At 57.4% G+C, this 20068-nt stretch carries 19 protein-coding genes; 13 read left to right on the forward strand and 6 right to left on the reverse strand.

From position 1 onward, the window contains the following. Window positions 1–18 precede the first annotated feature (18 nt). On the reverse strand, window positions 19–474 hold the full coding sequence (locus tag GS636_RS00130) for an Lrp/AsnC family transcriptional regulator (protein ID WP_171091132.1): 456 nt from the start codon (window positions 472–474) through the stop codon (window positions 19–21). 147 nt (window positions 475–621) lie between these two features. Here GS636_RS00130 and hppD point away from each other — a divergent pair, with 147 nt between their 5' ends. Beyond that, window positions 622–1719 (forward strand): 4-hydroxyphenylpyruvate dioxygenase, encoded by a 1098-nt coding sequence (hppD, locus tag GS636_RS00135; protein WP_171668038.1) that lies wholly within the window; start codon window positions 622–624, stop codon window positions 1717–1719. 52 nt (window positions 1720–1771) lie between these two features. Here the strand turns inward: hppD and GS636_RS00140 are convergent, their stop codons facing one another. Continuing rightward, window positions 1772–3823 (reverse strand): hypothetical protein, encoded by a 2052-nt coding sequence (locus GS636_RS00140; protein WP_171668039.1) that lies wholly within the window; start codon window positions 3821–3823, stop codon window positions 1772–1774. A gap of 155 nt (window positions 3824–3978) precedes the next feature. On the opposite strand from GS636_RS00140, the gene GS636_RS00145 reads away from it, so the two are divergent. Beyond that, a complete protein-coding gene (locus GS636_RS00145) occupies window positions 3979–4683 on the forward strand; it encodes an SIMPL domain-containing protein (protein ID WP_371808679.1) in 705 nt (234 codons plus the stop codon). A 2-nt stretch (window positions 4684–4685) separates the two neighbouring features. Here GS636_RS00145 and GS636_RS00150 read toward each other — a convergent pair whose 3' ends face one another. The 3 genes from GS636_RS00150 to GS636_RS00160 form a co-directional block, all read right to left on the reverse strand. After that, entirely contained in the window at window positions 4686–5396 is a 711-nt protein-coding gene (locus tag GS636_RS00150) for a GNAT family N-acetyltransferase (protein ID WP_171668041.1), read from the reverse strand. Window positions 5397–5398: 2 nt separating this feature from the next. Further along, window positions 5399–6691, reverse strand: a complete 1293-nt coding sequence (locus tag GS636_RS00155) for an O-acetylhomoserine aminocarboxypropyltransferase/cysteine synthase family protein (protein WP_171668042.1) — start codon at window positions 6689–6691, stop codon at window positions 5399–5401. 72 nt (window positions 6692–6763) lie between these two features. Beyond that, a complete protein-coding gene (locus tag GS636_RS00160; RefSeq protein WP_171668043.1) occupies window positions 6764–7759 on the reverse strand; it encodes a hypothetical protein in 996 nt (331 codons plus the stop codon). A 143-nt stretch (window positions 7760–7902) separates the two neighbouring features. Between GS636_RS00160 and GS636_RS00165 the strand changes: the two genes are divergently transcribed. The 4 genes from GS636_RS00165 to preA all read left to right on the forward strand — a co-directional run bounded on the left by GS636_RS00165 (window position 7903) and on the right by preA (window position 12232). Next, the gene (locus GS636_RS00165) at window positions 7903–8535 is read left to right on the forward strand and encodes a cupin domain-containing protein (RefSeq protein WP_171668044.1); all 633 of its coding nucleotides are present in this window, start codon (window positions 7903–7905) and stop codon (window positions 8533–8535) included. Window positions 8536–8691: 156 nt separating this feature from the next. Continuing rightward, window positions 8692–10026, forward strand: coding sequence for an NAD(P)-dependent oxidoreductase (locus GS636_RS00170; protein WP_171668045.1), 1335 nt, complete (start codon window positions 8692–8694; stop codon window positions 10024–10026). Window positions 10027–10072: 46 nt separating this feature from the next. Further along, window positions 10073–10909: a methyltransferase domain-containing protein gene (locus tag GS636_RS00175; RefSeq protein WP_171668046.1), complete on the forward strand. Its 837-nt coding sequence runs from the start codon at window positions 10073–10075 to the stop codon at window positions 10907–10909. 18 nt (window positions 10910–10927) lie between these two features. Continuing rightward, complete coding sequence (gene preA / locus GS636_RS00180; RefSeq protein ID WP_171668047.1) at window positions 10928–12232, forward strand: NAD-dependent dihydropyrimidine dehydrogenase subunit PreA; 1305 nt, start codon at window positions 10928–10930, stop codon at window positions 12230–12232. 47 nt (window positions 12233–12279) lie between these two features. On the opposite strand, the gene GS636_RS00185 is transcribed toward preA, so the two are convergent. Further along, window positions 12280–12888 carry a TetR family transcriptional regulator C-terminal domain-containing protein gene (locus GS636_RS00185; RefSeq protein WP_171089482.1) on the reverse strand — a complete coding sequence of 203 codons (609 nt, stop codon included), beginning with the start codon at window positions 12886–12888 and terminating at the stop codon, window positions 12280–12282. A gap of 171 nt (window positions 12889–13059) precedes the next feature. On the opposite strand from GS636_RS00185, the gene GS636_RS00190 reads away from it, so the two are divergent. The 7 genes from GS636_RS00190 (at window position 13060) to GS636_RS00220 (ending at window position 19958) form a co-directional block, all read left to right on the forward strand. After that, window positions 13060–14310, forward strand: coding sequence for a Zn-dependent hydrolase (locus tag GS636_RS00190; RefSeq protein WP_171668048.1), 1251 nt, complete (start codon window positions 13060–13062; stop codon window positions 14308–14310). A 92-nt stretch (window positions 14311–14402) separates the two neighbouring features. Continuing rightward, complete coding sequence (gene hydA, locus GS636_RS00195; RefSeq protein ID WP_171182791.1) at window positions 14403–15857, forward strand: dihydropyrimidinase; 1455 nt, start codon at window positions 14403–14405, stop codon at window positions 15855–15857. A gap of 55 nt (window positions 15858–15912) precedes the next feature. After that, complete coding sequence (locus tag GS636_RS00200; RefSeq protein WP_171182793.1) at window positions 15913–16710, forward strand: ABC transporter ATP-binding protein; 798 nt, start codon at window positions 15913–15915, stop codon at window positions 16708–16710. Beyond that, the gene (locus GS636_RS00205; protein WP_253762608.1) at window positions 16700–17143 is read left to right on the forward strand and encodes a GNAT family N-acetyltransferase; all 444 of its coding nucleotides are present in this window, start codon (window positions 16700–16702) and stop codon (window positions 17141–17143) included. The genes GS636_RS00200 and GS636_RS00205 overlap by 11 nt, the downstream gene beginning before the upstream one ends. Continuing rightward, window positions 17140–18072, forward strand: coding sequence for an ABC transporter permease (locus GS636_RS00210; protein WP_171182795.1), 933 nt, complete (start codon window positions 17140–17142; stop codon window positions 18070–18072). The genes GS636_RS00205 and GS636_RS00210 overlap by 4 nt, the downstream gene beginning before the upstream one ends. Next, window positions 18069–18914 (forward strand): ABC transporter permease, encoded by an 846-nt coding sequence (locus GS636_RS00215; RefSeq protein ID WP_171668049.1) that lies wholly within the window; start codon window positions 18069–18071, stop codon window positions 18912–18914. Before GS636_RS00210 ends, GS636_RS00215 begins: the two co-directional genes overlap by 4 nt. Window positions 18915–18968: 54 nt before the next feature. Continuing rightward, the gene (locus tag GS636_RS00220) at window positions 18969–19958 is read left to right on the forward strand and encodes an ABC transporter substrate-binding protein (RefSeq protein ID WP_171182799.1); all 990 of its coding nucleotides are present in this window, start codon (window positions 18969–18971) and stop codon (window positions 19956–19958) included. Window positions 19959–20068: the final 110 nt, after the last annotated feature.

Raw genomic sequence — 20068 nt, forward strand, 5'->3', positions numbered from 1 at the left:
GTCTCCTCGTGAGCCCGTTCAGGTGGGCAGGGGGGCGTCGCGTTTCAGTTGGTCCATGACTATCTGGCTTTGGACTCGGGCAACAGCAGGATGCGGCAGGATGACCTGATGGAGCAAGCTGTTGAGCGCGGAAAGATCGTCGCAATAGACATGTAACAGGTAATCTGCCTCTCCTGTCATCGTCCAGGCGCTGGTAATTTCGGGGCGGGTATCGACCATGCGGGCAAAGCTTTGGGATTGTTCGGGGCCATGTGTACCCAAATGAACCTGAACAAATCCTTGCACCTGCAAACCAAGCTTCAGCGGATCGAGCCGGGCGGCATAGCCCGTGATGTAGCCTTCGGCCTCAAGCCGTTGTCGGCGTCGACCTGCCTGGCTGGGGGAGAGGTTCAGCATCTCACCCAGTTGATGCGCGGTCAGATGCGCGTCCTTTTGCAGGGCAGATAGAAGACGTTTGTCAGTAGCATCCAACACGTGCGGAAGAATCCCGGTTTCTTTGAAATTCATGCGCGTTTTGCGCGTATACTATGAGTTTACACGAAAACAATGCGCAGAAACAGCGTCTGGAAAGTCATATTTTTGAATCAGCAATAAATTTCCTGTCTTCAAAGGAGACGCGCCATGGGTCCTTTCCCGCACAACGCCCCGAAATCTGTGATCAGTGAAGAAAACCCCGCCGGGACCGACGGGTTTGAGTTTGTTGAGTTTGCTCATCCCGAACCGCAGGAACTGCGCGATCTGTTCGCCAAGATGGGCTTCGATCTGGTGGCCCGTCACAAGGACAAGCCGCTGGTCGAACTTTGGCAGCAAGGGGATGTCACCTATATCCTGAATGCCGATCCGGACAGCTTCGCGGATAAATTTGTGGCCGAGCACGGTCCATGTGCCCCGTCGATGGGCTGGCGCGTTGTCGACGCACAGAATGCGTATGATCACGCTGTATCGAAGGGCGCCGAACCTTATGATGCAGCAGACAAAACGCTGGATGTTCCAGCGATCAAGGGTATCGGCGGGTCGCTGATCTATTTCATCGATCAGTATTACGATACATCGCCCTACAATCAGGAATTCGAGTGGATCAAGGAATCCAAGCCGCGTGGTGAGGGGTTCTATTACCTCGATCACCTGACCCACAATGTCTACAAGGGCAACATGGACAAATGGTTCAAGTTCTACGGTGACTTGTTCAACTTCCGCGAAATTCGTTTTTTCGACATTCAGGGCAAGTTCACAGGGCTGTTCAGCCGCGCCTTGACGTCACCCTGTGGCCGTATCCGCATTCCGATCAACGAAGACCGGGGCGAGACCGGGCAGATTGTGTCGTACCTCAAGAAGTACAAGGGTGAAGGGATTCAACACATCGCTGTGGGCAGCGAAGACATCTATGCCTCAACCGACGCGATTGCCGAGAATGGTTTGAAGTTCATGCCCGGCCCGAACCGCGCCTATTACGAGATGTCGAAAGATCGCGTAACGGATCATGACGAGCCGTTGGATCACATGATGAAGCACGGCATTCTGATCGACGGTGAGGGTGTCGTGGATGGCGGCGAAACCCGCATTCTGCTTCAGATCTTCTCAAAGACCGTGATCGGCCCGATCTTCTTTGAGTTTATCCAGCGCAAAGGGGATGACGGTTTTGGCGAGGGCAATTTCCAGGCCCTGTTCGAATCCATCGAACGTGAGCAGATCGAAAGCGGCGAAATCTCTGCCGCCTGACATTTTCGCTAAACGCCGGGGTAATCTCCGGCGTTTTTCTCCCTACTAGCGATCAGCTGCGGGGCATCGAAAGCGTCACGTTGCGGCCCTTTTTCTGATAGCGCAGTTCGCTGTCACTGATGGCGATGACCTTGCCGCCGTCAATGCGATCCCCAACTTTCAGTTTCTTGTAACGACCGCTGGGCAAGCGCACCAAGGCGCGACGATTGGCGGGCGTGCCATAGACCCCGATCAGGTTCAGCTTGCGCAGATTGATGGCGTTGTCGATTGTCGCCTGTCGGGCCACTGACGCGGTTGACGGGATCTTGGGCGCAACGGCTTTGGGCTGAAATGATCCCGCGTCGTCAGAGTTCTCAGCCAGGGCCGCTGTCGATGCCAGCGTGGACGGTTTCGCAACGGTCGGTCTGGCAGCAACCAGTCCTGCCGGTCGCGCCTTGGGACGGGGGACGCGCATAATGTCCAGCTCGGCGACAGGTACTTCGACCTCTTCTGGTGCTTCCAGGCCTGCAGGGCGCGCTTTGGGTCGTTTTCCAGCAAGTTCCTCCAGCGACTGACCGCCAAGCTGCTGACGTTCAAACGTCTCTTCAAGATTATCTGGGCGCGGTCTAGGGCGTAGCCCCGCCAGCCTTTCGTTGACCTCTTCAACAACAGGTTCTTCCTCGAACCGAAGCGGAGCTTGCGGTGGCACCTTGGATGGACGACCCAAATAGACAGTGATGCCTTCCGGGTTCAAAGCACCGTCAGGTGTGGCGACAACAAGCCCCCGATCATCCAGATCGAACCGCGTGCCTGCAGCACTGGGCAATCCCTCTTGGCTGAACGGCGCGTCCGTGTCGAAGCTTGATGCAGGCGGCAATGCGACAGCATCATTGGACAGATCGGATTTGTCGATTGACGTCAGATACAGGTCTTCCGGCTCAACGGCTTCAGGCTCTTGCAGGGGTGCGGGAGGCGTTACGTCAACTCCTGTCTCCGCAAGAATCTCCTTTGGAGCTTCCGGGTCCTGAGCAATCGGCTCAACCGGTGTCGGCGCGACCTTGAGCGCCTCAAGGATCGCCGCATCCGTAGGAGATAGCTCGGGCTGCTCTTGGGCCTCGTCAACTTGTGGCGCCGGGAACGTGCTTTGTTGGGGGGCGACGGCTGCTACCTCGGGCGTCGAATCAACGACGGGCTCCGGCTCCGATACAGCCGACTCAACTGGGTTTGGCTGAGCCTGTTCGGTCTGTTCCTCGGCCTGTTCTAAAGCCGGTTCAGCGAGGGGGCTCTGCTCGGGTTCGACTGTCGCAACCTCGGGCAACGGATCAGCGGGGGCTTCGGGCTGCGGCTCTGATACGTCCGGAGCAATCGGGTTCAGCGCGGCTTGCTCTGGCGGCTCAGAGGGGCCCGAGGCCAGCCACGCGCCAAATACGCCGCCAAGCAAAACCACGGCGGCAAAGGCGGGAATGGCAAAGCGCCTTGAGGCAGGTAGAGCTGTGGCACGTGCGGCCGGGGATACGTCCGGCCCGCGGAACGTATCCGGTGCCGCTTTGCCCGCAATGGGATGAGCGGGCAGGTCGGAAGCGTCATCTTCTTGGGGTGGGTCCGTTTCAATAGCTTCCATGGGCTGCGTCGTTAGGGACGGCTCAGGTTGAACGGGTTGCTCTGTAAACACAGGTTCTCGCGGGAAAGCGCTTGCACCTTCTTCCGAGGTGAACACTGTCGGCACAAAACCATGACCCACGGCGAAGGTCCGCGCTTCGGCTAATGTCTCTTTGGCTACGGCGGCGACATGGGTTGTGCCGCCGGTGGTCTGGCTGTCATAACTGAGGTCGGACAGAGCGTAAGGGGTCGCATCGGACAGCGCCGCCTCAATCCGGGCCGTCCGGTCCGCGTCCGGCAAATCATCTGTTTCGACGTCCAGAAAGCGCACCTGATCAGGTGGCAAGACGATCTTGCAGCTCAGGTCATTTTCCAGCGCAAATGCTTTTTCCCGCAACGCCTGCATTTGCTCGGGCAAATCCTGCGCGTCCAATGGAATCGAGCCAATGGCGTACCAATCCCCCTCCGATTGGTGGTGCAGAAAGATTCCGGTTGTTGAAAAAGACAGCGCAAAGGCAGGTTTCATAATCCGGAGGAACCATAATTATCAGCGTCAATGCAAACGACTTTGTGTTCGCAGACCGACAATAAAGCAGGAACCTGCCGAGGGAAAGAAAAAGGCTGGGTCTGCTCTTGCATGGCCATGGGGCGACAACCCATTTTGAGACAGAGTAAATTGGAGTGATAACCTTGAAGACATTCGCTTTTCTGGCTGCGATGATGGCAGCAACGGCCGCAGGCGCAGCCCATGCGGAAGAACGTCGCATCACCGTGGATGCCACCGGAACGGTGCAAACTGCGCCCGACATGGCGACGATCACGCTGGGTGTGACCAGCGAAAACGCTGAGGCCGGAGCGGCCATGCAGGCAACGTCGGATGCGGTTGCCAAAGTCCTGGCGCGGTTGGCCGATATGGGCATCGAAGACCGCGATGTTCAGACCCGTGATTTGTCATTGTCACCGGTTTGGTCGGGGCGGCATGGGCAGAATGGGGAAAAGCCCGAGATCACAGGGTTTACCGCGTCGAACCGAGTGTTTGTGCGGGTTCGCGATCTGACTCAGTTGGGAACGATCATGGATGCGGTTATTCAGGATGGTGCCAATGACTTTGGCGGGCTGAGCTTTGGTGTGCAGGATCCCAAACCGCTTGAGGCGCAGGCCCGTGCGCAAGCCGTTGGAGAAGCCACTGCCAAGGCCGAGCAGTTGGCGCAGGCGGCCGGTGTCACGCTTGGCCCGGTCCAGACAATTTCGGAACGTGTCGCCGGTGTCCGCCCAATGGCCGAGATGCGCGCCATGAGCATGGCCGATGCAGGCGGGGTTCCTGTTGCAGGCGGAGAGGTCTCAGTCTCGGTCAGTGTCTCGATGGAATTCGAGATTTCGGACTAAGATCAAGCTTTTGCACGGGCCATCAGCGGTTTGCGTTGTTGGCCCGCAGCGTCGAAATTGTCCGGTGAAAGCCAGGCTTCGAACGCATCCCGAATGCGCGGCCATTCGCTGTCGATGATTGAATACCATGCAGTATCCCGGTTGCGCCCTTTGTAATGGGTCGCTTGCCTGAAAATCCCCTCAAAGGTGAAGCCCAGCCGCTCTGCCGCGCTGCACGATGGTGCATTCAGAGCATCACATTTCCATTCATAGCGGCGATAGCCCAACTCATCGAACACCCGCTTCATCATCAGATACATGACTTCGGTGGATTGCGGTTTGCGTTGCAACAGGGGCGAGAAGTGGATATGCCCCACCTCGATTGCGCCTGCAGCGGGCTCGATCCTCAGGTACGAGGCCATACCTATCGGTACGTCATTGCCGTCCAGTACGGTATGAAACATCGGATCCGCGTCCATGCAGCTGGCGCGGGCCCAATCTTCGAACGCAGGCTCGTTGTCGAAAGGGCCGTAGGGCAGGTAGGTCCAGTTGCGACCATCCCTGTCATTGGCAAACGCCCGGAAAAGTCCGGGCGCATGCCTGTTCACGTCCAAAGGCACGACAGAACAGTACCGTCCTTCCATCGGAGTATACGGCGGGGTCGGGCGTGGAAATTCGCCCGAAACCGGCAGGCCGATGGGCTGGCCAAGGTCGTTAGTGTCGTGCCCGGCCATCGTCAGGCGCTGGCCTTGGCCAGAGCTTGATCCAGATCGGCGATCAGGTCGTTCACATCCTCGATCCCGATGGACACGCGCACAACACCCGGACCTGCACCTGCAGCTTCTTGTTGTTCCGGCGTCAGCTGACGGTGGGTGGTCGAGGCCGAGTGGATAATCAACGAGCGCGCATCGCCCAAGTTGGCCACATGGCTGAAGATTTCCAGCGCGTTGACCAGCTTGATGCAGGCGTCATAGCCACCTTTGACAGCAAAGGTGAACAGCGCACCGGCACCGCGTTTGTATTGCGACTTGACCCGGTCGTGATAGGGCGACGAGGGCAGACCCGCATAGGTGACATATTCCACGCGGTCATCCGCTTCCAGCCAAGCCGCGATCTTCTGGGCGTTCTCAACGTGACGCTCCATCCGCAGTGACAGGGTTTCGATCCCCATCAGCGTATAATGCGCGGCTTGCGGGTTCATGGTCATACCCAGATCGCGCAGACCGATGGCGATGCCGTGGAAGGTGAACGCCAGCGGGCCAAATGTTTCGTGGAATTTCAAACCGTGATAGGCAGGCTCGGGTTCGCTGAGCGAGGGGAACTTGTCATTTGCGGACCAGTCAAACTTGCCCGAATCCACGATGCAGCCGCCGGTCACGGTGCCGTTGCCGGTCAGATATTTGGTGGTCGAGTGCACAACCAGCGTCGCACCGTGTTCAATGGGTCGGCACAGATAGGGAGTGGCCGCGGTGTTGTCGACGATCAGCGGAATGCCCGCAGCGTCAGCAACGTCCGCTAAGGCGCGGATATCAGTGACATAACCGCCGGGATTGGCGATGGATTCACAGAACACAGCACGGGTGTTTTCGTCGATGGCGTCCTTCACCGCGTCCAGATCGTCAGTGTCGACAAACTTGGCCGACCAGCCAAAGCGTTTGATCGTCTGGCTGAATTGCGTGACCGTTCCACCGTACAGTCGGGCCGAGGCGACAATGTTGCAGCCCGGTCCCATCAAGGGGAACAGCGCCATGATCTGTGCTGCGTGACCGGACGAGCAACACACGGCCCCAACGCCGCCTTCAAGCGTCGCTACACGTTCCTGTAGAACGGCGACGGTTGGGTTGGTCAGGCGGGAATAGATGAAGCCCACTTCTTGCAGGTTGAACAAGGCCGCCGCGTGATCGGCATCGCGAAACACGTAAGCTGTGGTCTGATAGATAGGTGTCTGGCGCGCTCCGGTCGCCGGGTCGGGGCGGGCGCCCGCGTGAATCTGCAGCGTGTCGAAACCGTAGGTGGGGCCGTCAGACATCTTGAAAATCTCCTGTTGGAATTTGTGTTGCTGAATCTTTAGGTGAATGCGCGCTTGCGCACAACGATCCTGTCAGCGCAGCCAAAGCCCTTTGCTTTTGATCGTATTGCGAATGGCCTGTTCGCGCCGCGGCAGGTTGTTCTGATCAAACAGGGCGCGGATTTTCGCGCCTTTTCCCTGCAGGACCAGCTTTTTCAGCGGATCATATTGCTTGAGCACTTTCTTGACCTTGTTCGGTGCCACAACGGTTTCTAGAACGTCGATCACATGATCGCTTTCACGGGCGTAGAGCAGGGGGAACAGGCGGTAGTGACAACTGACAGAGCCGTCGAGCAAACCGTCGGGCAGCGCATCCCGACCTCCTCCCAACGAATGTATCACAAGGGGCAGGGCGGCCTGATCCAGCCATGGATCCAGGTTTTGGCCCGTCAGTTCGGGAATATGCGCGTCTCGGATCGTTCTGGCATAGTCCAGATATCGTTCGCCAAAAACCCTAGGGCACTTGTAAAAAAAATGGCCCGCGTTGAAATACAGATACCGCCGCCAGTAATCATGGGGTTGGCTGACATCCAATGAGCTTTCGAAATCCAGCCCGAACCGCTGGTACAACGCGCGCCAGATGCCATCGAAGCCGGGGCCGTAAAGCGTTGGCTTTGGCCATGTTCCTTCAACCTTCAGCGACGCGCCGGGGCGGTCGAAATCAAAAGGTACGCGTGCGATGTCTCCGGTGATCAATGTGTCGGTGTCAAAGAACACAAACGGCTCGCCCTCTGGCAAGGCCAACAGAGCCTCGATCTTGTTGCCGTAAGGATAGCTTTCACCAAAGACATGCGAGTCGAATGGCAGGGCTTCGGCGTCCAACTGTTTCAGCGCCTTTAGAACGTCTTCGTCCTGAATGCTGGGGTTTTGATTCCAACGCGGCCCCGGGTTGGGCGTGGCGACAAACAGCCTGCCTTCAAATTGCGGTGAGCTGTGACGCAACGATGCGGCAAACAACAGGGCCTCGTACTGCAGGCGGTTGTTTTGCCCGACAACGGCGATGTTAAATTTCTGTGGATTTGCCTGCATCTGCGCCCGTTCCCGATAGGTGCGCGACCCTGCACCCTTCGTTCCGGAGTACAACACCTGACCCGAGCCGTCAAAAGCCGAAAATTTGCAATTCCAGTATAAGATCCCATTTCTATCACGGTCGTTAGATGAAAGGGGCGAACATGCGGATCAACGCGGATTTCACGAAACGGGTTGCGGTTCATTTTGACCAAACCGAATGGATTGCGTCCCCGGCCGCAGGGGTCGAGCGGAAAATGCTAGATCGCATCGGCGAAGAGGTCGCCCGCGCTACGACTATTGTCCGCTTTGCACCCGGCAGCGCGTTTTCTGCACACACGCATGATGGTGGAGAGGAGTATCTGGTTCTTGACGGTGTCTTTCAGGATGAAACCGGGGACTTTCCTGTTGGAAGTTATGTGCGCAACCCGCCAACGTCGTCTCATACCCCATCTGCCGCTCAAGGGGCGACCATTCTGGTCAAGCTCCACCAGTTCGATCCACAAGATCGAACCGAGGTACACAAGTCTGTGAACGGTGAGGCTGATCTGCATTTGTTCAAAGACGATAATGAAGATGTTCACGTGCAAAGCTGGGCTGCCGGGGACAAGATCGAACTGGATGCAGGCCAGGGGATGGAGGTTTTTGTCATCGCCGGTGGCTTTTCCGAGGGCGGCGAAAACTTTGCCAAATGGGACTGGTTGCGCCTGCCGCCGGGTGCGCGCACGCAGGCGATTGCAGGGCCGGATGGCGCACGGGTTTGGACCAAATCCGGTCATCTCGGCGGAATGATCTAAGGGTTTTCGCCTCAAAATTATGCAAAACCACACGAAACCGGGTCTTTTGGCCCGGTTTTTTAATTTTTTGACCATTTGATAAATTTTACCAATTGATAAAATATTTTTTTGTGGCAAGCTGAGGTCATAACAAACATATCTACAGGGAGTAGAGTGATGGCACAGGGCCAGATGGCACCCGGCATCGTTGCTGGGCGGCTTTCCAGCGATGAGCTGACCTCGAATTTCACCGATCTGCATCCGCCACTGGCCCCGCATGAGGCCGCCGTTGCCGCTGATCGATGCTATTTCTGCTATGACGCACCATGCGTGACCGCGTGTCCGACGGATATCGATATTCCGTTGTTCATTCGCCAGATTCAGGCGGGACAACCACAATCGGCAGGGCGGACCATTCTGGAACAGAACATTCTGGGCGGCATGTGCGCTCGGGTCTGTCCAACCGAAACCCTTTGCGAAGAAGCCTGTGTGCGCGAAGCGGCCGAAGGCAAGCCGGTTGAGATCGGACGCCTGCAACGTTTTGCGACCGATGACATCATGGCCTCTGGCGCGCATCCGTTCGAAAGGGCGGCGCCTACGGGCAAGACTGTTGCTGTTGTTGGGGCAGGACCTGCCGGTTTGGCCTGCGCGCACCGTCTGGCCATGTTAGGCCATGACGTCGTGATCCATGAAAGCAAGCCCAAGCCGGGCGGCCTGAACGAATATGGGATCGCCGCTTACAAATCGACCAACGATTTTGCACAGGCCGAGGTGGACTGGCTGCTGAAAATCGGCGGGATCGCGATCGAGACCGGTTCGGTGCTGGGTGACAGTATCTCGCTAGATGGTCTGCTTGAGAATTACGATGCGGTATTCCTGTCCATCGGCCTGTCTGGGGTGAATGCCCTGCGCGCTGGGGGTGTCGACAAGGATGGCGTGCGTGCTGCTGTTGATTTCATCTCGGACGTGCGGCAGGCCGATGATCTTGCAAACCTGCCCGTTGGTCGCAACGTCGTCGTCATTGGTGGCGGCATGACGGCTGTGGATGCTGCTGTGAAATCCAAGTTGCTGGGCGCCGAACACGTTACAATTGCCTACCGCCGCGGCCGCGACGCCATGGGGGCAAGCCGCTATGAGCAGGACCTTGCGGCCTCGCACGGCGTTCGGATTCTGACCAATGTGCAGCCGGTGGCCGTGCATGGAAACGGAACTGCTGCCGAGATCGAACTGGAATATACCTCCAGCCAGAACGGTCAGCTTAGCGGAACCGGTGAGACAATCCGCCTGCCAGCCGATCAGGTGCTCAAAGCCATCGGTCAGACGCTGGATGGCGCACCCGAAGGGCTTATGCTTGACGGCAATAAAATTGCTGTCAGCGGGGCTGGACGCACCTCAATGTCGAGTGTCTGGGCTGGTGGGGACTGTGCGGCAGGGGGCGAAGACCTGACCGTAACCGCAGTTGCCGAAGGCCGGGATGCGGCGATGGACATCCACGCGACGCTCGTTTCGTGATAGGGTGGGGTATTCACCCCATTCCTTTCGCTGCTGAGGTATTCTCATGTCCCAGATCGAACAAGCTGTTGCTCAACACTACACCACCGGTGCCCTGACCGAACGCGTCCGTGCGGCGCTAGAAGCCAGCGGTATTGACCCGGATGCGGCCACCGTTGCTGATCTGAAGGCAGGGGACGAGTTCCATACGGGCGGTGTTCTGGCGACCGACAACCTGTTTGCGCAACTGTCGCCGACCCATGCAACCCGTGTTCTGGATGTGGGATGCGGGATCGGGGGCACTTCGCGTTATATCGTGGACCGTTATGACTCGATGGTTACCGGAGTCGATCTGACACCCGAATTTGTTGAAACGGCCACCGCGTTGAGCAATCTGGTCGGGCATTCGGAAAAGGCTACTTTTCATGTGGGTAGTGCCTTGGACATGCCTGTGCCAGATGCCGGGTTTGACCTGGCTGTCATGATGCATGTGGGCATGAACATCGAAGACAAGGCCGGACTGTTTGCGGAAGTGTCGCGGGCGCTGGCCACGGGTGGAACCTTTGCCCTGTTCGATGTCATGGGCGGAGACGTCGATGAACCCCTGGCTTTCCCGCTTCCTTGGTCCACGTTGCCAGAGACGTCCTTCGTTCACGCACCGGATGTTTACAAAGACGCAGCAGAAGCGGCGGGGCTGGAACTTGAGACTGAAACCGACCGCACCGATTTCGCGATACAGTTCTTTGAGAATGTCTTTGCCAAGATCGCTGAAAGCGGCCCCGCGCCGCTGGGGATTCATCTGATGATGGGCGAGACGGCGCCCGAGAAATTCCAAAACTACGTCACAAACCTCAAAGCCGGGCGCATTCGCCCGACTGAAATGATATTCAAGAAATCCGGCTGAGCCGGGAAGGGAGAAGCCATGGCCGATCTGACGACAAACTTTCTGGGCATTTCCAGCCCTAATCCCTACTGGCTGGCCTCTGCGCCGCCGACCGACAAGGAATACAACGTTCGCCGCGCCTTCGAGGCCGGATGGGGCGGTGTGGTTTGGAAAACGTTAGGGTCCGAGGGCCCTCCGGTCGTGAACGTGAACGGCCCGCGCTATGGAGCGATTTACGGCGCGGATCGGCGGTTGCTTGGCTTGAACAACATCGAATTGATCACAGACCGGCCATTGGAGGTGAACCTCGAGGAAATGGCGCGGGTCAAGGCCGATTACCCGGATCGCGCGCTGATCGCTTCGATCATGGTGCCGTGCGAGGAAGCGGCTTGGAAGGCTATCCTGCCACGCGTTGCTGAAACCGGCGCGGATGGGATCGAACTGAACTTTGGCTGCCCGCACGGTATGAGCGAGCGCGGTATGGGGTCTGCTGTGGGGCAGGTGCCGGAATACATTGAAATGGTCACACGCTGGTGTAAGCAGTACTACGACCGCCCGGTCATCGTGAAGTTGACGCCCAACATCACCGATATCCGCAAACCTGCAGCTGCGGCAAAGAACGGTGGCGCGGACGCCGTGTCGCTGATCAACACGATCAACTCGATCACCAGCGTCAACCTGGATACGTTCAGCCCCGAACCCTCAATCGACGGCAAGGGCAGCCATGGTGGCTATTGTGGCCCTGCGGTCAAGCCGATTGCCCTGTCGATGGTGTCCGAGATCGCACGGGCCGAGGCAACGCATGGTCTGCCGATTTCCGGTATTGGCGGCGTCACCACATGGCGCGACGCGGCCGAGTTCATCTCATTGGGTTGTGGCACGGTGCAGGTTTGCACCGCTGCAATGACCTATGGCTTCAAGATCATCGACGAATTGACCGCAGGTCTTTCCGAATGGATGGATGAGAAAGGATACAGCAGCATCGACGAAGTAATCGGTCGTGCCGTGCCCAACGTCACCGATTGGCAGTATCTGAACCTGAACTACATCGCCAAGGCAAAGATCGATCAGGACCAGTGTATCAAATGTGGCCGCTGCTATGCGGCATGCGAAGACACCAGCCACCAGGCGATTTCGATGTCTGACGACCGCGTGTTCGAAGTGATCGACGAGGAATGCGTGGCGTGCAACCTCTGCGTTGATGTTTGCCCCGTTGAAGACTGTATCTCGATGGTGCCGATGGCACCGGGTGAGGTGGATCCACGGACGGGTAAAGAGGTGCAGCCAACCTATGCCAACTGGACCACGCATCCGAACAATCCGATGGCCAAGGCGGCCGAATGAACCGATTTGGAAAGATCATCAAGGGGCCGTTCTTGCGGCCCCTTTTTTCAAGGGGTCAGAAGCTTTCGATACAGGGTGTCCACAAAAGGGTCGGCCCCTTCAAACGGATCCTCTTCCCCCAAGATCGCACGCACCTGAACTTCGAAATCTGCGTAGTGCTGGGTCAGCGCCCAAATCGAAAACATCAGGTGATAGGGGTGCACCCGCGCGATTTTGCCCTGATCCATCCAGCGCGTCAGGATCACGGTTTTTTCGTCAACCAGTTCCTTGAGGTCCTTGGACAAAGCCTCGTGGATACGCGGCGCGCCCTGCACCAGTTCATTGGCAAAAAGGCGGCTTTCGCGTGGTAACTCCTGACTCATTTGCAGCTTGCGCCGAATATAGGCCAGGATTTCCTCCATCGGATCGCCATCCTGGTCCAGATCGTGCAAGGGGGCCAGCCAGGTTTCCAGAAGGCCGGACAGTAGTTCCGTGTGGATCGCCTCTTTCGACGGGAAATAGTACAGCAGGTTTGGTTTGCTCAGTCCGGCCTCGGCGGCAATCTGATCCACGGTCGATCCACGAAACCCGTGTGCTGAAAACACGTTCAGGGCGGCCTCGAGGATCGCAGCACGGTTCTTTTTCTGAATGCGAGTCGGTGCGCGGTCTTTCGGCATGTTTTCAGCGTGTCTCTTTTTTCGACTATAGGCGCGGAATTCAGTGAAAATTCAAGCTGTGCCGCGCAATTTCTTGACTGATCTCGAACCCGTGATAGCGTGAGTTTGACCAGATGGTCAAATCAAGACACCAAAAGCGAGCCAAATCGCAAGCAAACAGGGAAGATGAACATGGCAGCTCCGGCGCAGAATCTCAGGATCAATGGCGACAGGTTGTGGGACAGCCTGATGGAGATGGCCAAGATCGGCCCCGGTGTTGCCGGTGGCAACAACCGCCAAACCCTGACGGATGAGGACGCAGAAGGCCGCGCCCTGTTCCAGAAATGGTGCGAAGAAGCGGGCTGTTCTATGGGATTGGACCAGATGGGCAACATGTTCGCCCACCGCGAAGGGACGGACCCTGACGCGTTGCCGGTTTATGTCGGATCGCATCTGGATACGCAGCCGACGGGCGGGAAGTACGATGGTGTCTTGGGCGTTTTGGGGGGACTGGAAATCATCCGGACCCTCAACGATCTTGGGATCAAAACAAAGCACCCGATCGTGGCGACCAATTGGACCAATGAAGAGGGCACGCGATATGCGCCCGCCATGCTGTCTTCGGGGGTGTTCGCGGGAATGCACACTCAGGATTGGGCGTATGAACGCGAGGATGCCGAGGGCAAGAAGTTCGGAGATGAGCTGAACCGCATCGGCTGGCGTGGCGATGAAGAAGTTGGCGCACGGAAAATGCACGCGTTCTTTGAGCTGCATATCGAACAAGGCCCGATATTGGAGGCCGAGGGCAAGGATATTGGCGTTGTCACTCACGGGCAGGGGCTGAGCTGGACCCAGATCACGGTGACCGGCAAGGATGCCCACACCGGGTCAACCCCGATGCCGATGCGAAAGAATGCCGGGCTGGCAATGGCGCGCATTCTGGAGAAAGTGGACGAGATTGCCTGGTCTCATGCACCTCATGCGGTGGGTGCGGCTGGTCATATCGATGTCTATCCGAACTCACGCAACGTGATCCCGGGCAAGGTGGTGTTCACGGTCGATTTCCGCTCGCCCGAATTGGATGTGATCACGGACATGGAGAACCGTCTGAAGGTGGCGGCTGAGGATATCGTTGAAGACATGGGCCTGCAGATCGAATTCGAAAAAGTCGGTGGGTTCGATCCGGTGAAATTCGATGATGACTGTGTGTCCGCCGTACGCAACGCGGCCGAGCGGTTGGGATATTCGCATACGGATATCATCTCGGGTGCCGGGCATGACGCCTGTTGGATCAACCGCGTGGCGCCAACCGCGATGATCATGTGCCCATGCGTGGATGGTTTGAGCCACAATGAGGCTGAAGAGATCAGTAAGGACTGGGCGGCAGCCGGGGCGGATGTTCTGTTGCACGCGGTCGTCGAGACGGCTGAGATCGTGGAATAGGGGGCTCTGCCCCCGTCGCCCGATGGGCGACTCCCCCGAGGTATTTTTAGCCAGATGAAGCAAGCGGCGCAGACCGCATCAGGGAGTTTGAAATGAGCACAGTTATCAAGAACGGAACCGTCGTAACTGCGGATTTGTCGTACAAAGCGGACGTTCTGATCGAAGGTGGCGTGATCACCGAGATTGGGATGGATCTGAAGGGTGACAAAGAGTTGGACGCCACCGGTTGTTATGTGATGCCGGGCGGGATCGATCCTCATACACACTTGGAGATGCCCTTTATGGGCACGTACTCCAGCGACGATTTCGAAAGCGGCACGCGCGCGGCTTTGGCTGGTGGCACGACAATGGTTGTGGACTTTGCGCTGCCCAACCCGGGGGAAAGCTTGCTTGATGCGTTGAAACGCTGGGACAACAAATCGACGCGGGCGAATTGTGATTATTCGTTCCATATGGCGGTTACGTGGTGGGGCGAGCAGGTGTTCAACGACATCAAGACCGTGATTGAGACGCGGGGCATCAACACCTTTAAGCACTTCATGGCCTATAAAGGCGCGCTGATGGTGAATGATGATGAGCTGTTTGCGTCGTTCAAACGGCTAGCTGAGTTGGGTGGAACCGCGATGGTCCATGCCGAAAACGGCGATGTCGTGGCCGAGTTGAGCGCCAAGCTTTTGGCAGAAGGCAATACCGGGCCAGAGGCGCACGCCTATTCCCGTCCGCCGCAGGTAGAAGGCGAGGCGACGAACCGGGCCATCATGATTGCGGATATGGCAGGCGTGCCTCTTTATGTGGTGCATACGTCTTGCGAAGAGGCGCATGAAGCCATTCGTCGCGCCAAGATGCAGGGCAAGCGGGTATGGGGCGAGCCCCTGATCCAGCATCTGACTCTGGATGAGAGCGAGTATTTCCATCACGACTGGGAACACGCTGCGCGGCGGGTCATGAGCCCTCCGTTCCGCAACAAGCAACATCAGGACAGCCTGTGGAACGGTTTGCAATCTGGAACGCTGAGCGTTGTGGCGACGGACCATTGTGCGTTTACGACTGAGCAAAAGCGCTATGGCGTTGGGGATTTCACCAAGATTCCGAACGGGACCGGAGGGTTGGAAGACCGAATGCCCATGCTGTGGACCTATGGTGTGAATACGGGGCGACTGACGCCGAACGAATTTGTCGCTGTTACATCAACAAACATCGCCAAGATATTGAACTGCTATCCTAAAAAAGGAGCCGTCCTGGTCGGCGCTGATGCCGATCTGGTGGTTTGGGATCCAAACAAGGCCAAGGTGATTTCGGCTGAGACGCAGCAGTCATCGATCGACTACAACGTCTTTGAGGGCAAAGAAGTGCGCGGGTTGCCGCGGTTCACGCTGACCCGTGGCGTGGTCGCGGTGCATGATGGTGAGGTCAAAACTCAGGAGGGTCACGGGAAGTTTGTGGCGCGTGAGGCGAACACGCATGTACACAAGGCGCTGAGCACCTGGAAAGAACTCACTGCGCCAAGACCGGTCGAACGGACGGGTATCCCGGCAACCGGGGTTTGATCAGTGTGGGCTGCTGTGCGGGCAGCCCTGACACCACTCTTTTCAAGGCACTAGAATGAATACTGAAAGCACGACCCAGCCCGTCATCGAGGCAAGACAGCTGGACCTGACGTTCCAGACCAACGATGGGCCCGTTCACGCACTGAAGGACGTGAACCTGACAATTGACAAGGGAGATTTTGTCAGCTTCATCGGACCTTCTGGTTGCGGCAAAACTACATTTCTGCGCTGTATCGCTGCGTTGGAAACCCCGACAGGTGGAACGCTGACGGTGAATGGAATGACCCCAGATGAGGCGCGACGGAACCGGGCCTATGGGTATGTGTTTCAGGCGGCGGGTCTGTACCCCTGGCGGACCATTGCAAAGAACATCAAGCTGCCGCTTGAGATCATGGGCTATTCGGCTGCTGAGCAGGAAGAGCAGGTTAAGAACGTTCTGAAACTTGTTGATCTTGAAGGGTTTGGTGGCAAGTTCCCTTGGCAACTTTCAGGTGGTATGCAACAGCGGGCCAGCATTGCACGGGCTCTTGCCTTTGATGCCGATATCCTGCTGATGGATGAACCCTTTGGCGCTTTGGATGAAATCGTACGCGATCACCTGAACGAACAGCTTCTGGCGCTTTGGGCGCGGACCGAGAAGACGATTGGGTTCGTGACGCACTCGATCCCTGAAGCCGTATACCTGAGCACCAAAATCGTGGTGATGAGCCCAAGGCCCGGCCGGATCACCGATGTGATTGACAGCCCGCTGCCCAAGGAACGGCCATTGGACATTCGGGACACGCCGGAGTTCATCGAAGTGGCCCACCGCGTGCGCGATGGCTTGAGGGCAGGGCATTCTTATGACGATTGAACTGAACGCAGAAAAGATCCGGCGTGCTGTGCCAGATGACGTGACAGCCTGCGCCACGGTCGTCCACAACTGGGCCAGGCAAACGGATTGGATGCCCGAGGAACTGCCGGTTGAAGAACTCTCGACCATGATCGGTGATGCGTTCAACCGCCGTGAAATCTGGGTCGCTGGTGATCCGGTTGATTGTTATATGTCAGTAGATCCCGCGCTCAATAAAATCGGAGCGTTGTATTGTGGTCGGACGGGACAAGGCATTGGCAAGCGCTTTGTCGACAAGGCAAAAGAGGGCAGAAATTTTCTCTGGCTGACAACGCACAGACCCAACACCGCAGCGCAACGCTTTTATCGCCGCGAAGGGTTTGAGGTGACCGCGGAAGAACCTCCTGTACCTCCTGACACCGTGCCTGTCTTTCGGATGGAGTGGCACGCATGAAGCAGTTCTTATCTGTCATGACTGTGTTGCTTGCCATCGCCGTGCTTTGGTACCTGGCGGTGGCACCAATGAACATCCGTGTCTCTCTGGATCAGGCAGAACGTGCCGGAGAAACGGTAACTCCCGAAGCCTCTCGGGATCGTCAGCAGGTCTCGGTCTGGGTTCTGATGGCGCAAAACCCGTCGCAAATCCAACGCGGCTATGATCTGGATCGCCCACGCTTGCCAACGCCGGTGCAGGTGGGGCAGGAGTTGTGGAAGACAACCGGCGAGATGGTGATGAAAGGCCGGGCGATGTCGAAACGGTCCTTGATCTACCACGGCTGGATTACACTTCAATCCACGCTTTGGGGTTTTGTTCTGGGAACAGCTGTTGGCATTCTGGGGGCCGTGGCTATCGTTTACTCTCGCGTAGTGGATATGAGCTTGATGCCCTGGGCGATCATCAGCCAGACCGTGCCAATCGTGGCGCTGGCCCCCATGATCATTGTACTAAGCTCGCAGTTGGGGATCGAAGGGCGTGGGGTGCCGAAGGCGATTATCTCGGCTTATCTGTGCTACTTCCCAGTGCTGGTTGGGATGGTCAAAGGCCTGAGGTCTCCGGCTGTATCGCAGCTCGATCTGCTCAAGACCTACAACGCGACCGGGTTGCAGGCGTTTCTGAAGCTGCGCCTGCCATCTTCGGTGCCGTATCTCTTTACCTCGCTGAAGGTCGGCATAGCAGCAGCACTGGTTGGAACAATTGTGGGTGAGCTGCCAACAGGTGCGATCTCGGGGCTGGGAGCCCGGATACTGATTGGGGATCAGTTTGGCACACCACTGGCCATTTGGGCGGCGTTGTTTGCGGCGGCCATTCTGGCGGGCATCTTGGTGACTTTGCTGGATGTTCTTCAAAGGGTCACCCTTAAACGCATGGGGATGAGCGCATGAGCTGGCTTGTTTTTGCACTTATTTTCTGGGCCGGCGCATGGGCGTTGAATGCTTGGTTGGCGCGTTCGATCTATCGCGACTCCAAAGGTGTGCGCGTCTTTGTGCCCGTATTGTTTGGTGTAACGCTGCTGATCTTGTGGGAAGGGGCAGTACGTGGCCTGAATGTCTCGCCTGTCATCCTTCCGCCGCCTTCGATGGTCTCGCAAACCTTTGCGAATTCGACGGATATTCTGTGGCAGGACTTCAAGCAGACCGTGTTCAAAGGTGCCTTCACCGGTTTTGCCATCGGCAGTGTTGCCGCGTTCCTGACTGCCGTCTTGATTGACCGATCCGTCTTCTTGACCCGGGGGTTGTTGCCCATCGGCAATTTCGTGGCCGCACTGCCCATTGTGGGCATCGCCCCCATTTTGGTCAGCTGGTTCGGGTTCGATTGGCAATCCAAAGCGGCAGTTGTCGTTGTGATGGTGTTCTTCCCGATCCTTGTGAACACCGTGCAGGGCCTGCGCGAAGCAGATGCCATGCAGCGCGACCTGATGCGCACCTATGCGGCCAGCTACACTCAGACACTTATCAAACTGCGCCTACCAGCAGCGATGCCTTTTGTATTCAACGGCCTCAAGATCGCCACGACGCTGGCGCTCATCGGGGCTATCGTGGCCGAGTATTTCGGATCGCCTACACGCGGTATGGGGTTCCGAATCTCGACCGGCGTGGGCAGCTTGTCGATTGACCTCGTCTGGGCAGAAATCGCGGTGGCGGCATTGGCCGGAACCGTGTTCTATTCCCTCGTGGCAGGGCTCGAAAAGGTGGTAACCTTCTGGCACCCTTCCCAACGCGGATAACAAAATTCAACAGACCCCGAAAACGGGGCAAACACGCAACTAGGAGACTTGAAGATGAAAAAGCTACTCAGCGGGGCGGTTGCCGCCTTTAGCCTGACCGCCAGCGCAGCACTGGCCGCCGATGAGGTGACCTTGCAACTCAAATGGGTCACGCAGGCGCAGTTCGCAGGCTACTATGTGGCGAAGGACAAGGGGTTTTATGAGGAAGAGGGTCTGGATGTCACAATCCTTCCGGGTGGTCCTGACATCGCGCCTACTCAGGTGATCGCCGGCGGTGGGGCCGATGTCACAGTCGAGTGGATGCCTGCCGCGCTGGCAGCGCGCGAAAAGGGCCTGCCACTGGTCAATATTGCCCAACCTTTCAAAAGCTCGGGGATGATGCTGACCTGTTGGAAAGATGCCGGGATTGCCTCGCCCGAGGACCTGAAGAACCGTACTCTGGGTGTTTGGTTCTTTGGCAATGAATTCCCGTTCATGAGCTGGATGAGCAGCTTGGGCATCGATACCGGCGGCAAAAGTGAAAACGGTGTCGAGGTCCTGAAACAGGGCTTCAACGTCGACCCGCTGCTACAGCGTCAGGCCGATTGCATCAGCACCATGACCTATAATGAATATTGGCAGGTGATTGACGCAGGCGTCAGCCCGGATGAGTTGGTGACGTTCAAATACGAAGATCAGGGCGTCGCGACACTGGAAGACGGCCTGTATGTTCTGGAAGAAAACCTGGGCGATGCAGCTTTTGTGGACAAGATGGAACGGTTTGTTCGCGCTTCGATGAAGGGTTGGAAATACGCCGAGGAAAACCCGGATGAAGCGGCCGATATTGTTTTGGAAAACGATGCCACCGGCGCGCAGACCGAAGAACATCAGCAGCGTATGATGGGTGAAATCGCGAAACTGACGGCCGGATCGAATGGCGCGCTGGACCCGGCGGATTTCGAACGCACCGTAAACACACTGCTGGCGGGCGGATCGGATCCGGTCATTACCAAACAGCCTGACGGTGCCTGGACGCATCAGATTACCGACGCAGCGCTGAACTAACGCAAGTCGTCAGTTCAAGGCTTTCAGCGCGGCCCCAATTGGGGCCGCGTTTCTCATTTCAGATGCCGGATTTGTGTCTGTACTCGATGGAAAAACAGAGTAGTATTTAC

Origin of the sequence: Ruegeria sp. HKCCD4884 (assembly GCF_013110855.1) — a bacterium.
GTDB lineage: Bacteria > Pseudomonadota > Alphaproteobacteria > Rhodobacterales > Rhodobacteraceae > Ruegeria.